The organism is Bacillus sp. AFS023182, from assembly GCF_002560575.1.
GTDB lineage: Bacteria > Bacillota > Bacilli > Bacillales > Bacillaceae_G > Bacillus_A > Bacillus_A arachidis.
Window position 1 is genome coordinate 74392 of the sequence record NZ_NTRO01000035.1, and the last position, 14066, is coordinate 88457.

Consider the following 14066-nt stretch of genomic DNA (forward strand, 5'->3'; position numbering starts at 1 on the left):
TTACCTATTTATCCAAAACATAATAGTATCTCAATGCATAAGGAGGATTTATTATGTTTCGTAAAACAGCCGGTGAAGCACTTGTTGATTTACTTATCGATTGGGGCGTTGACCACATTTACGGCATGCCTGGGGATTCAATCAATTCTATTATTGAACCGCTTCGAAAGAAACAAGACAAAATCAAATTCATTCAAGTTCGTCATGAAGAAGCTGGTGCTTTAGCAGCCGCTTCCTATGCAAAATTAACAGGTAAACTCGGCGTTTGTATGGCAATTGCTGGTCCTGGAGCGATCCATTTATTAAATGGATTATATGATGCAAAACTAGATCAAGTGCCAGTTCTCGCAATTACAGGGCAAGTTGAATCTGATTTACTCGGAACAGGATTTTTCCAAGAGGTAAACTTAGAAAGAATGTTTGATGATGTCGCTGTCTATAATCAACGAATTATGTCAGCTGAACAACTCCCTGCCGTTGTAAACCAAGCGATTCGGATGGCATATACAAAGAAAGGTGTATCTGTTCTTACTATTCCAGATGATGTTCCGAAGTTTGAAGTGGAAGCTGGGGCACGTATAACAAGTTCTTCTTTTACATTGCCCGAACTCTTTCCGCAAGAAGAGGATCTAAAATTGGCAAAACTTGCATTAAATGACGCAAAAAAACCTGTTATTTTAGCTGGAAAAGGGGCAAAACATGCGAAGGAATCTTTACTTACATTTGCAGAACATATTGGTGCCCCTATTGTTTTAACACTACCAGCAAAAGGAATTATTCCTGATGAACATCCTCTCTGTATAGGCGGACTAGGATTAATTGGGACAAAACCGTCTTACGAAGCAATGAAGAATGCGGATACATTAATCATGGTCGGAACTTCTTACCCTTTCACTGGCTTTTTACCCGAAAAAGCAAAGACGCTTCATATTGATACAGATCCTACACAAATCGGAAAGCGTTATGCGACAGACATCGGATTAGCTGGTGATGCGGATAAAACATTGAAATGGTTTTTAGAAAATGTGGAGAAGCATAACGATCATTCATTCCTAGAACATCATCAAGAATTGATGAAAAAATGGGAAGAAAAATTGCATAACCAAGAAGAGGATTCTTCCACTCCAATCAAACCACAAAGAGTTATGCATGCCTTGCAACATGTTGCTCATGATGATGCCATTTTATCAGTTGATGTTGGGAATGTCACAGTATGGGCTGCCCGTCATTTTCGGATGACGAACCAACAATTCATCATCTCAAGTTGGCTTGCTACACTCGGATGTGGTCTACCTGGCGCAATTGCTGGGCAACTTGCCTATCCAGATAAACAAGTCTTTGCAATTTGTGGTGACGGTGGATTTGGAATGACGATGAATGATTTTGTCACTGCAGTAAAATATAAGTTACCAATTATTGTTGTTGTCTTAAACAACAATAAAATCGCTATGATTAAGTTTGAGCAAGAAGTAATGGGAAATGTTGAATTTGGTACAGACTTAACAAATCCTAATTTTGCAAAATATGCAGAAATATGTGGCGGAGTTGGATACCGAGTAGAACATATTGATGAATTACTTCCTGCCTTTGAAAATGCTGTTAAGCAAAATAAGCCTTGTATTATTGATGTAGTAGTAGACGTAAATGAAGCACCAATGCCTGCAAAAATTACATTCGGACAAGCAGCTGGATATACGAAACACATGCTAAAAGAGTTGTTCGAAGAAGGAAAAATTGATTTACCACCTTTATAAAATCAAAAAAGATAGATGAGAACAGATTATTCTCATCTATCTTTTTTATCTAGATACTTCTTGTTGAAAAGAAAAATCTTTTCTTCCACCTTGTACTTGTTCTTGCACTTTGATGAAAAAACGCGCTTATCCTTCATAAGCGCGTTTTTCACTTTTCCAGTAAATCACCTCATTTAGCATTATTTTGAAACTTGTTCTTTTGGCAAAACCATTCCTTTATACAGTTGCACCGTTATCCAGTAATAGACAACATAAATAATAAGAAAAATCCCAATCGGCATCCAAACTTTTACAAATGGATCAACTAAGAAGAGACGGAACAAGTTAAGCCCTACTAAAACATGTGCAATACCAATGATAGCTGGGAAAATAAAGAGATATGAAATCTCTTTATAGATGCTACGTGATAACATACTACGTCGTACTCCAATTTTCCGAAGCATTTCGTAACGACGTACATCGCGAGAAGCTCCTGTTAATATTTTAAACATGAGAGAGCTCGCCATCATTGCTAAGAATGCAATTCCAAGGAAGAATCCCATGAACATCGTACCGCTCATAAAACTATTCATAAATTGGTAAGTTGTCATTTTTGTATATAATTCTATTTTTTTGCCTGTTTCTTTTTCTACTAACTCTTTTTGTCGTTGATCGATATCCATTAATAAAGGTTTATATTTTTGTAAATCATCTACTTGTACTAGTGTGACACTATGTTCTGTTCCTTGAATATTTTTATATTGATTGTCATCTGCAATTCGTACAGGTTTTCCATTAAATTGATTATGCGTAACTTGAATTTCTCTTACAATCGCATCTTCCCAATCTCTTGGAATACGCGGGAGATTAGGCGAAGCGTCAGGTGCTTCCATAGATGTATATAATGATTCAGTTAAAGGTTCCTTTACGCGTTTACGTACAGGCTCTTTTACATTTTTAGTATCTTGATGATCAGAAATGAGCGGTGGTTTTGCAGTTAAATCGTCTCGTAAATAATAAACTGCTTCCCCGTCTACTTTATATTTATAAGTCCGCTGCTCTACAATGTTCATTTCCTTTAATGCAGCTTTATCTTTTTCATTCTGATCGTGAATTGTCACATCATAGACTCGAGAAAAATCCGTCATAATACCAACATTTTTTTGAAATGCCATTCCAGCTGTCATCGCCCCTGCACCAAGTGCAATTAGCATTGCGACAGTTCCAAGCACCCGTGATAGACTGTTGATCCGGAAACGAAGCTGAGCGTATGTAAAGCTATTTAAACCTGTTTCATTTCGATTTTTGTTACTTTTTAATCGTGTCACAAACAATGGTAGCAATGAACTAAAAATAAAATATGTCCCTATTGTTGTAGCACCCGTTGCTAGTATAAAACCTATTTCACGTAACTTGTCTATATGAAGGATAGAATAGTATCCAGTTCCTAACAGCAGTACTCCCATTACAGTAAAAATGATAACACGGCGCTTACTCTTTTCTATTTCATCTTGTGTTTCATCTTCACGAAGTAACTCAAGTTCAGTTTTGCGCAATAAACGTACACTATTGATAACTCCAGTAATAATAAATAAGACCAAGAAAAATCCACATGTAACAAGAACTGCAGGCATATAAAATGGCGCATAGCCTTTTGCCGAAATCTCTAAACCATTCATTAAAAAATTTCCTGCTGCACTTGCTAGCAATATTCCTACAATAATTCCGATAATAATGCTGATAATTCCCATGCCGAATGTTTCGATAAATAATAACTGAGCTACTTTTTTCTTCTTCGCACCGAGCATCATATACATACCAAGCTCTTTCCTGCGCAATGTAAGTAAAAAGGAATTCGCATATACGATATAAAAGACCGTAATGAAGGAAAGTAAGACCGCACCGACCCAAAATACAAGGCGAATACTACTAATCATACTATTATCTTTTGTAAATTGACTGTTGATTGCCATCGTTTGGAACATGTAGAAAATACTTATACTAATGACAAGACCAACAAGTAAAACTAGATAGTCCTTTAGCATTTTTTTCATACTATGACGTGATAATTTCAATAACATGATCTCACCTCCTACTTGGATTCAGCCGCTGAGCCCATATGAGCAAGCACACCCAAAATATCTTGATAAAAATCCTCACGTGTTCCTTGGCGTTTCAATTCTTTATAAAGTAGTCCATCTTGAATAAACAGAATCCGCTGACAATAACTTGCACTAAATGCATCATGCGTTACCATTAATATACTTACTCCATGATTTTCATGTAAATCTTGCATCGCTTCTAGCAAACTTTTTGCATTTTTGCTATCAAGTGCACCTGTTGGTTCATCCGCTAATACAATAGCTGGATTATGTACTAAAGCCCGCGCCGCAGCTGTTCTCTGTTTTTGTCCACCAGAAACAGCTGATGGATACTTTGTTAAAATCTCCACAATATCCAGTTTCTTTGCAACCTCATTTACTTTCCCGCTTATCTCACTTGAAGGCACTCCTTGTAATGAAAGTGGCAAAGCAATATTCTCATAAATCGAGAGATTTTCAAGCAAATTAAAATCTTGGAAAATGAATCCTAGTTTTTGAGAACGAAAATCTGATAAAGCGTTCCCCTTCATTGAAGTAATATCTGTGCCTGCTATTGTCACACTTCCTCCTGTTGCATAATCAAGTGTACTAATTACATTAAGTAATGTTGTTTTCCCAGATCCAGAAGGACCCATAATCCCAACAAATTCCCCTTCTTGTATCGTGAGTGATACCCCTCTTAATGCTTTTGACTGGCTTTCATTTCTTTTACCATATGTTTTCTCCACACTTTCTACTGTCACTACATTTGTTGCCATTCCTATCACTCCATCCCATTTTGTATATCATTACTTTGCCATACACTTCTTAGATTTCTCCTACATAAATTCTTAATATTTCTTAAATTTTCTATCCTCTATAACGAAATTGATAAGCCCCCTTATTTCTTAATATTCTCACTTTTATTTGCAATTTTCCTGCGATTTATCTTACATTCACCTTACATTTTTGTAAGGTAGATTTTGAATAAGTAAGCGAAAACAACTATTAATAATTTGCTTATCGTAATAAAAAATCACACCACTTTTAATAAGCGGTGTGATTTTTTATTATTGAGAACATTTATTATAAATTTCATTCTGTACGTTTTCCATAAATTCAGTTAGTGATACAACTTCTGATTTTTCTTCTCCGTATTTACGCACATTTACCGATCCATTCTCCACTTCTTTATCCCCTATAACAAGAACATATGGTACCTTTTGAATCTGAGCTTCCCGTATTTTATACCCTAATTTTTCACTACGAATATCTCGTTTAACTCGAATACCTGCCTGTTTGAGCTTTTCTTCCATTTCTTTTGTATATTGATCATGAGCTAAAGTAGAAACAGGAATTACGTTTACTTGAACTGGAGCTAACCACGCCGGGAATGCTCCCCCAAAATGTTCAATTAATATTCCTAAGAATCGATCAAAAGAGCCTAATACAGCACGGTGGATAACAACTGGTCTTCTTTTCTCATTTCTCTCATCAATATAATTCAAATCAAATTTCTCTGGCATTTGGAAATCAAGTTGAACTGTTCCACATTGATGGCTTCTTTGTAAAGCATCCTTAATATGAAAATCAATTTTCGGTCCGTAAAATGCTCCATCTCCTTCATTTACTCTATAATTATAATTCAATGATTTCAGCACATTCTCGAGAGACGATTCAGCTTGGTCCCATAGCTCATCATCCCCCATTGAATCTTCAGGTCTTGTTGAAAGCTCAACTTCATATTCAAAACCAAATGTTCTGTAGACATAGTCAATTTGTTTTAACACTGACTTTATTTCACTTTCTATTTGTTCAGGTGTCACAAATAAATGTGCATCATCCTGACAGAATGTACGAACTCTTAGTAGCCCATTCAACGCACCGCTGAATTCGTGGCGATGTACTTGACCAAATTCACACATTCGGATTGGTAAATCACGATAGGAATGTAATTTATTTTTAAAAATAAGCATGTGTCCAGGGCAATTCATCGGTTTTAATGCAAAGCTTTTGTGGTCTACTTCTGAAAAATACATATTATCTTTATAATGATCCCAGTGCCCCGATTCTTCCCATAATCCTTGATTCATCATAATAGGAGTGCGCACTTCTTGATAATCGTATTTTTGTTGTATTTCTCTTAAAAAGGACTCTAATTCATTTCGAATAATTTGTCCTTTCGGTAAATAGAAGGGCATTCCTGGTGCTTCTTCCGAGAACATAAATAACTCAAGTTCATTTCCTAGCTTGCGATGATTTCTCTTTGCTGCTTCTTCTAAAAACCGCAAATAGTTTTCTAATTCTTTTTGAGAAGAAAACGCAACGCCATATATACGCTGAAGTACTTGATTATTACTATCTCCTCGCCAATATGCACCTGAAACATGAGTTAATTGAAATGCTTTCAAGTAACCAGTTGACGGCAAATGCGGGCCACGGCATAAATCAACAAATTCTCCTTGTTTATAAATTGTTACAAGTTCATTTTCAGGGATTGCTTCTAAAAGCTCTAACTTTAAGTGATCATTTATATCTTGAAAAACTTTTTTCGCTTCCTTCCTAGTAATTTCAACTCGTTCCATCTTCAAGTTTTCATTTATAATATTTTGCATTTCATTTTCAATTTTAGGTAAGTCTTCAACACCTATACTACCTGGAAGATCCATATCATAATAAAAACCATTTTCAATAACAGGTCCTACACCAAGTTTTACATCGCCATATATTCTTTTTACAGCCTGCGCTAATATATGTGCAGCAGTATGTCTCGCAACTTCTACTCCTTCATCTGAATCCATAGTTATAATTTGAATTTCTGCATCCTGTTCGATATTTCGACGTAAGTCAAATAATTGATCATTCACCTTTCCGGCTACTGCTTTCTTTTTTAAACTCGAACTAATTGAGTCTGCAATCTCTTCTAGCGTAATTCCTTTTACAAATTCTTTGGCACTACCATCTGGAAAAATAATCTTAATCATCTGTTCTCTCATTTTCATCGCTCCATTTCATAAATAAAAAAGCACACTCATCCCTAATAATAGGGACGAGCGTGCTTTTTACCCATGGTTCCACCCAGATTCCCATCATACTAAACATACAATGGCTTCTTTTGCGGTAACGTCGCTTACACGGCACTAGATACTTTCATTTTCCCTAGTGCAGCTCTAAGGTGGTAAGTTATTTTCCTGCGTTAGGAAGTTCTCAGCATTCCTTCCTTCTCTGTACAACCGTTTAAAATAACTCGTGTCCTTTTCTTCGCTTATTATAAAATTAAAAATAAAAAAGCATACTCATCCCTAATAATAGGGACGAATATGCTTATATTCGTGGTTCCACCCAGATTCCCATCATACTAAACATACAATGGCTTCTTTTGCGGTAACGTCGCTTACACGGCACTAGATACTTTCATTTTCCCTAGTGCAGCTCTAAGGTGGTAAGTTATTTTCCTGCGTTAGGAAGTTCTCAGCATTCCTTCCTTCTCTGTATAACCGTTAAAAATAACTCGTGTCCTCTTCTTTGCTTTTGCAATACATCCATTTATTGTTATTTACTATATCCTATTCATTTTATTTTTGCAAGTGTCAAAAAACATTTTTTGCCCAATAAAAAAAGGAAACCAAAAACAAATTTCATGTTTTTTGATTTCCCCTACCCTTTTTACCAATCTTGCGGTTCGTAGTTTAAATCTGCAAATAATCTTTTTTTCTCTTTCTTCGTTAAATCTCTCCATTGTCCAACAGGTAAATTATTCAACTGGATATTCATAATTCGCGTACGTTTTAATGTGTAAACTTGATAACCTAAAGCCTCACACATACGACGAATTTGGCGATTCAATCCTTGTGTTAAAATAATTTGGAATTCATATTTTGATAACTGTGTTATTTCACAAGGAAGTGTTTTTGTTCCTAAAATTTTAACACCCGCTGCCATTTGTTTTAAAAATTCAGGCGTAATCGGCTTATCTACTGAAACAATATATTCTTTTTCATGTTTATTTTCAGCACGTAAAATTTCATTAATAATATCGCCATCATTCGTTAACAAAATTAAACCGTCTGAATCTTTATCAAGACGTCCAACGTGATTAATTCGTAAAGGATGATTTACTAAATCGATAATGTTACCTTTAACTGCCTTTTCACTTGTACATGTAATACCTACTGGTTTATTTAAAGCGATATACACATGGTCTCGAGCAATTCGAAGCTGCTCTCCATTTACTCGCACGTCATCACCTGGTTGTACTTGGTCACCTATTTTTGCAACCTTTCCGTTAATAATTACTCTTCTTTCATTAATTAACTTATCTGCTCCACGTCTAGATGCTTTTCCAGATTCACTAATAAATTTATTAATACGCAAGTTAGGCACATCCTTTTCTCTAAAAAATTCAAGCTCACACTGCTTCTACCGTACAATCACAAAAGGGTAAGCCTCCTAATATAACTTAAATATATTAACATGAAAGGGTATCTGACGTCTTCTATAAATTTCATGTTTAAAAGAATTCATCTCATTGAACGAGATACCAATCATACATTCATTCACTGCACACCTTCTACTTTTAAAACTAACAATTCATACAACAATAACTATTAAAAGCATTTATCCTAGATATAACATCATTTATTTACTTTTTTCATAATTAATATACAGACCATTCTTCTATACACGCAACTTGCTTTCCATTTATACTTTCAACATCCATAGTTACATTAGCTAACGCATATAATCTAGGGAAAATTTCTTTCACATAACGCTGATGTGACATTTCATTTTCCCATAAAGAAAGAACGACATAGCGATTGGAGTTTTTAAGAGATCTTCCCACAACACCACCTAACATTCCTTCTGATTTTTCCATTCCTTTATTCCAAATTGTTTCTTGTATATGTAAAAAGTTCTCTTCCCTGCCTCTTTTCACATCACAAACTGCTACCCTGACAAATAGATTTTTTACAAGTGCATTCGTAAATGAAGTAGCTTTCATATCAAATAACGTTTGAAATAACTCTATTTTACAAGATAAATACGTATCCTTTTGATTGCTATTATGAAAAATTGGATCATGCATTTCATTCATAAATTTTTGATATGTATCCATGTTTCCCCATACTGTAAATATACAGGCCTCATCTTTATTCCAGCCCCCGAACTGTCCATAAAATCCCTCTAGATTTTGTAAACCTCCCCATTTCTCTTGCGCCTCTGAAAATAAACCCTTTTTCTCTTTTTCAACCCGACAAAATATCATTTTTAATAACATGCTGCTCCCCCTTACTATAACTAAAAAATGGCACTATTTGTTTACATAATAAAATTATGTTTTGTTTCATTCACTATTATTTAAATAATAATTCGCTTCTTTTATCATCCAACTCCCAAAGTTATCTAAATATGCTGTAATTTCCATTATGTCGTCTATAGGATTAACTGCATATTGTAGCGCTTTCCTCATATTTTGTTCTTGTTCTGGAAAATGCTTATTAAACAACTCATACGCTGGATAAAGGTCTCTAGAATAAAGTCCTTCTTTATCAATTGTTAATTGCTAATCCTGCTCTAACTATGATTTTCATAATCCAGCTGCAACAATCTATTATATCCTCCCTACCTTTATTATGAATTAGCTCTTCACGCGCTTGTTCAATTTGTATCTGTAAATATTTCAGGTGTTCATGAGCTAATTCTTGACTTACTTTATATTTAGGTAGCTGTGATCTTATATCTTCACCGAATATACATACTCCGTGTGTTTGAATCATAAAACTTATAAATGAAAAACGACTGGAATGTAACACTTCTTCTACTTCATAAAAACTTAATTCCACCCCAGATATACAACCAAATTTTCGAAGCAATTGTTGCTCTATATTTTCACTCCATTCCAAGTCTATTGTTCTCGGATCTTTTCGAACGAATATAATTGTGTCTATATCTGCAATCCCCTCTATTCCAATCCCTCTTGGAACAGACCCTCTAATGTAAATGCTATGCAAATCATCCTGTAACGATTGAAAACACGCATTCTTTACTTCTTGTATTACCTCCAGAAAAACTGGTTGAATATTATTGATATGTGAATCATTTATAATGTATCCTTTGTCATCTACGGGACAAAAACGACCTATTTTCTTAATAATTGACAATCAATCAGCTCATTTCTATATAAAGTGTTATATACAAATTAATTATAAAACAAAATATTCGGAATAAAAACAAAAAGGAACCTTACCATGGTATGCTTATAATATATTTACTAAATAACTCAATAAAAGGAGTATATTGATAATGAAACTCACATTCTCAGTAACTGATTCAACCTTTCCTATCTCCTTTTTAAAATACTACAGTATGCCCATCTTCTCCAAGGTTCTCCCACCCCTTCGCGTTTGAAATAGGCATTAGACTTATATATTGATAATCTGCTTGATTGTCATCTTCAATATGAATAGCTGACATAGGAACTGGAAAATCTTCAATCTTTGATTCTTTCGTCATGAATATTAGCGCCAATAGCCCCCTAAAACTAATACCATAATTATATTAGAGTATATTTCCCATCTCTTTTTCTCCATCGAAAACCTCATCCTTATATGTTATTAAAAGTAATATCATTTAATATTTTATTCTTACTGTATAATCCCATTATTATTTATTTCTCCAGTCCCTTCCTTTTTTCGACAAAATACAACAACTTCTACCTATGTAACTTGTTATTATAGATTAATACAGCTTATGTTTTTCATATTAGGAGGAAATACCAAATGAAAAAATCGTTCTATAAAAAATGGTGCCTTTGTCTTTTTAGCACACTGATAATTGCCAGCATTGGGGTCATTATTTTTTCGAACTACACGAAGGAGAAAAAAATTCAAACTGTTAAAGAACCTGTCGATAAAAAAATCTATCAACAAGAATTAAAATCCCCAATTGATTTACTTACTACAAACTATGATAATATCGTGGAGCATGATTGGTTACCGACATGGACTGAACTAAATTCAAATCCAGGTAACATAAATACAGCTGATTTACTAGATAAAATGAATAGTATAGCAAACCAGTTCAACGAGATCTCTAAAAAAACGGAGATCTTTAAAGTTGAAGAGAAAATAAAAGATCCTGCAATAAAGCAGAAAATAGAGCATTTTAAAACTGCGTTTACAGCAGCTTCAAATTGTATGGAAAATGCTGCATTATCTGTTACGCAAGGCTTAAACAATGAGAAACCTTTAAAAGATAGTCTAGAAAATGCTACGCAATCTTTAGGTCTTGCTGATCAAAATATTGTCATAGCTTTATCTACATTAGCGGAAGTAGAAGGTAAATTAGGGATAACAAAAAAATAAATTAACTACACCATTCCCTTCCATTTTGAGAAATAAAATTTTTGTTTAAAATTATTTTCCAATAAAAAATGATTGCAATTCATTTATACGGAACCTATAATGTTGTTTATTGATTATGTAAAAATCATTTCATAACAATATGTTTAAGTTTTAATCACATAATTCGGATGAACCATTCAGGAGAAGATCAATTGATCTACCGACGGGGCAAAAAGTTGACGACTCAGCTTTGAAACTCTCAGGTCTTGGTTTACAAGTAGAACTGCATGGGGACGAATCTCTGGAGAGACTCCCTCTCGCCTATCATATAGTGCGGAGGAAACAGAGCACCGAAGGAGCAAATCCGCTTGTATTAGCGGATAATCTCTCAGGTAAAAGGACAGAGACAAGAGAAAGAAAACGCCGATTTACATCGGTTTATTTTTCTATTCCTTGTTTCTCCAGAGACCATTTCATTTATGTGAAGTGGTTTTTTATTTTTTCTAAAAGGAGAATAAAGATGGAGACAGTAAGTAAAGTATTAGAACAAATCAATCACTACGTATGGGGATTACCGACCTTATTCCTTCTAGTCGGAACTGGAATCATTCTCACAGTGCGTCTAAAAGGGTTACAGTTTAGCAAACTACTATACGCTCACAAACTAGCATTTCGAAAATCAGAAGATACATCTTCTTTAGGGGATATTAGTCATTTCCAAGCGCTCATGACAGCGATGGCCGCGACCATCGGGATGGGAAATATAGCCGGGGTCGCAACTGCTGTTACAATTGGTGGACCTGGGGCAATATTTTGGATGTGGATTACTGCATTGTTCGGTATGGCCACGAAATATGCAGAAGCGATCCTCGCGGTAAAATATCGTGTAAATAATGAAAACGGTGAATATTCCGGCGGTCCGATGTATTACTTAGAACGTGGTTTAGGGAAAAAATGGCTAGCTATTTTATTTGCTATTTTCGGAACAACCGCTTCTTTTGGAATCGGAAATATGGTCCAATCGAATTCTGTTGCAGAAGCTATGAGAATAAACTTTTCATTTCCTCCTGCTTTAACTGGTATATTAATGGCTTTCTTAATTGCGATTGTTATTTTAGGTGGCGTGAAAAAAATCGGGAAAGTCACTGGATTTTTCGTTCCACTTAAAGCTTTCTTTTATGTCATTTCAGGTCTTATAATCGTTTTTTATCACTTTGATCAAGTTCCAGAAGCATTTTCACTTATTTTTTCTGGTGCATTTCAAGGCACTGCAGCTGCTGGTGGTTTTATCGGGGCTACGGTTGCTTCCGCTATTCAAATCGGGATGGCACGCGGAGTGTTTGCCAATGAAGCAGGTTTAGGAAGTGCGCCAATTGCTGCAGCTGCTGCAAAAACAGATTCACCTGCTAAACAAGCGCTTGTGTCAATGACAGGAACTTTTCTTGATACATTTATTGTTTGTACAATTACTGGTTTAGTATTGATTACAACGGGTGCCTGGAAATCCGGAAAAACTGGTGTTGAAGCGACAACACTTGCTTTCCAATCTGTATTTGGCAATGCTGGTAGCATGATTCTTGGTATTACAATCATTTTATTCGCCTACTCCACTATTTTAGGATGGTCTTATTATGGTGAAAAATGTGTAGCCTATTTATTCGGACAAGGTGCTGTACAATACTATAAAGTCATCTTCATTGTAATGATTGCAATTGGTGCCAACTTAAAACTCGGAATCGTGTGGACATTCGCTGATATTGCAAATGGACTTATGGCTATTCCAAACTTAGTTGGTCTAATTGGATTAAGTGGTGTTGTGGTAGCAGAAACAAATCGATTTTTACAAGCCGAAAAGCTCAAAGCATCAAATGAAAAAATTGTAAGTTAATAAAACTTAGAAACAAAGGGTACCCCATATAAAAATGGAGTACCCTTTACTTATATCACTCTTATATAATTTCTTATACAGTACTATTTTTCACATAATTGGTGATGTCATTAATTTTTTCAAATACTTTAAGTTTGATGTAAAAACCTCAGGCGCATACCAATTTATATAAGCACTCGGACATTTGACCTCATCAATATTTGCATTCTCGCTGACTAATAACGTTAATTCTTCAATATACTCTATTACTTTTCTCAAGTCTGTTTTTACACCTACAGGGCCATGTCCTGGTACTACCTTATTAATTTCAAATTCCTCAATCAATTCTAACATACGCTTCCATTCTTGAAGATTAGATTCTTCAAAAAAGGTAGGATGTGACTTCACAAATAATAAATCTCCCATAAAACAAATTTTTTCTTTAGATAAGTAAAGAATCGTATCACAAACGGAATGCCCTCCGCCTAACGTAATCAATTTTGCAGTTCTTTTCGAACCGTATATAGTAAATTCATTTTGGAAAGAACATTGGGGTAATACAAGTTGTAGTGTAGGTAATGAAATGGCTAACTGATTTAAGAATGAAATCTGTTTTCGTAAGCCTACATCATTTGTTTGAGTGAATTGATCTTGTAGGGATTGTAAATATATATGTAAACCTTCTATGTCTTGTTTCTGTTTATCAATTCTAGGAGGATGAATTTTTGCCATTTTCTCGTATGTTGTATGACTAGATATGATAGTACAATTTTCAAAAACCTGATTCCCACGAATATGGTCTCCGTGCCAATGACTATTAATAACCCATGATATAGGTTGGCCAGTTATTTCTTCTGCTATCTTTTTTAAATCCGCTGCAGCTTGTTGTGTATTAAATGTATCAAAAATAATAGCTTGATCCCCCATATCAATAAAACCAGCATTTGCTAAGGAACCTCCTCCTTCTTTTGCGATTGCCGCGTAAATACCATCTTCTAATTTCTCAACCATAAAATGCTCGCTACTGCATTCATTGTACATT

Annotated in this window: 10 protein-coding genes, 1 pseudogene, 1 riboswitch and 2 other annotated features; of the genes and pseudogenes, 3 read left to right on the top strand and 8 right to left on the bottom strand. The window is 34.9% G+C overall.

The genetic code is table 11. From position 1 onward, the window contains the following. The first annotated feature begins 53 nt into the window (after positions 1–53). Positions 54–1754, top strand: a complete 1701-nt coding sequence (locus CN288_RS17815) for a pyruvate oxidase (RefSeq protein WP_098302741.1) — start codon at positions 54–56, stop codon at positions 1752–1754. A gap of 179 nt (positions 1755–1933) precedes the next feature. On the opposite strand, the gene CN288_RS17820 is transcribed toward CN288_RS17815, so the two are convergent. The 7 genes and pseudogenes from CN288_RS17820 to CN288_RS28885 all read right to left on the bottom strand — a co-directional run bounded on the left by CN288_RS17820 (position 1934) and on the right by CN288_RS28885 (position 10342). Continuing rightward, positions 1934–3814: an ABC transporter permease gene (locus tag CN288_RS17820; protein WP_026590795.1), complete on the bottom strand. Its 1881-nt coding sequence runs from the start codon at positions 3812–3814 to the stop codon at positions 1934–1936. A gap of 11 nt (positions 3815–3825) precedes the next feature. After that, positions 3826–4593: an ABC transporter ATP-binding protein gene (locus tag CN288_RS17825; RefSeq protein ID WP_090689263.1), complete on the bottom strand. Its 768-nt coding sequence runs from the start codon at positions 4591–4593 to the stop codon at positions 3826–3828. Between the two features lie 291 nt (positions 4594–4884). Continuing rightward, positions 4885–6810 carry a threonine--tRNA ligase gene (gene thrS, locus CN288_RS17830; RefSeq protein WP_026590793.1) on the bottom strand — a complete coding sequence of 642 codons (1926 nt, stop codon included), beginning with the start codon at positions 6808–6810 and terminating at the stop codon, positions 4885–4887. 46 nt (positions 6811–6856) lie between these two features. After that, positions 6857–7085, bottom strand: a binding site (T-box leader). 36 nt (positions 7086–7121) lie between these two features. Further along, positions 7122–7349: a binding site (T-box leader), on the bottom strand. 131 nt (positions 7350–7480) lie between these two features. Further along, positions 7481–8188, bottom strand: a complete 708-nt coding sequence (gene rluF, locus CN288_RS17835; protein ID WP_017149579.1) for a 23S rRNA pseudouridine(2604) synthase RluF — start codon at positions 8186–8188, stop codon at positions 7481–7483. A 283-nt stretch (positions 8189–8471) separates the two neighbouring features. After that, complete coding sequence (locus tag CN288_RS17840; RefSeq protein ID WP_098302742.1) at positions 8472–9092, bottom strand: DUF4937 domain-containing protein; 621 nt, start codon at positions 9090–9092, stop codon at positions 8472–8474. Positions 9093–9158: 66 nt separating this feature from the next. Next, positions 9159–9975, bottom strand: a pseudogene (locus tag CN288_RS17845) (nucleotidyltransferase). Positions 9976–10165: 190 nt separating this feature from the next. Then, complete coding sequence (locus CN288_RS28885) at positions 10166–10342, bottom strand: hypothetical protein (protein WP_176527689.1); 177 nt, start codon at positions 10340–10342, stop codon at positions 10166–10168. Positions 10343–10593: 251 nt separating this feature from the next. Between CN288_RS28885 and CN288_RS17850 the strand changes: the two genes are divergently transcribed. Both CN288_RS17850 and CN288_RS17855 read left to right on the top strand, forming a co-directional pair. After that, positions 10594–11178 (top strand): hypothetical protein, encoded by a 585-nt coding sequence (locus tag CN288_RS17850; protein ID WP_026590790.1) that lies wholly within the window; start codon positions 10594–10596, stop codon positions 11176–11178. Positions 11179–11448: 270 nt separating this feature from the next. Next, a riboswitch (glycine riboswitch) is annotated at positions 11449–11571 on the top strand. Positions 11572–11677: 106 nt separating this feature from the next. Next, positions 11678–13045, top strand: coding sequence for an alanine/glycine:cation symporter family protein (locus tag CN288_RS17855; protein WP_098302743.1), 1368 nt, complete (start codon positions 11678–11680; stop codon positions 13043–13045). 90 nt (positions 13046–13135) lie between these two features. Here the strand turns inward: CN288_RS17855 and CN288_RS17860 are convergent, their stop codons facing one another. After that, positions 13136–14065 carry an MBL fold metallo-hydrolase gene (locus CN288_RS17860; RefSeq protein WP_098302744.1) on the bottom strand — a complete coding sequence of 310 codons (930 nt, stop codon included), beginning with the start codon at positions 14063–14065 and terminating at the stop codon, positions 13136–13138. Position 14066: the final 1 nt, after the last annotated feature.

Bases quoted from the DNA above. Each gene is read 5' to 3' on its own strand.
- CN288_RS17815 (WP_098302741.1), top strand. From the start codon at position 54: ATGTTTCGTAAAACAGCCGGTGAAGCACTTGTTGATTTACTTATCGAT.
- CN288_RS17820 (WP_026590795.1), bottom strand. From the start codon at position 3,814: ATGTTATTGAAATTATCACGTCATAGTATGAAAAAAATGCTAAAGGAC.
- CN288_RS17825 (WP_090689263.1), bottom strand. From the start codon at position 4,593: ATGGCAACAAATGTAGTGACAGTAGAAAGTGTGGAGAAAACATATGGT.
- thrS (WP_026590793.1), bottom strand. From the start codon at position 6,810: ATGAGAGAACAGATGATTAAGATTATTTTTCCAGATGGTAGTGCCAAA.
- CN288_RS17840 (WP_098302742.1), bottom strand. From the start codon at position 9,092: ATGTTATTAAAAATGATATTTTGTCGGGTTGAAAAAGAGAAAAAGGGT.
- CN288_RS17850 (WP_026590790.1), top strand. From the start codon at position 10,594: ATGAAAAAATCGTTCTATAAAAAATGGTGCCTTTGTCTTTTTAGCACA.
- CN288_RS17855 (WP_098302743.1), top strand. From the start codon at position 11,678: ATGGAGACAGTAAGTAAAGTATTAGAACAAATCAATCACTACGTATGG.
- CN288_RS17860 (WP_098302744.1), bottom strand. From the start codon at position 14,065: ATGTACAATGAATGCAGTAGCGAGCATTTTATGGTTGAGAAATTAGAA.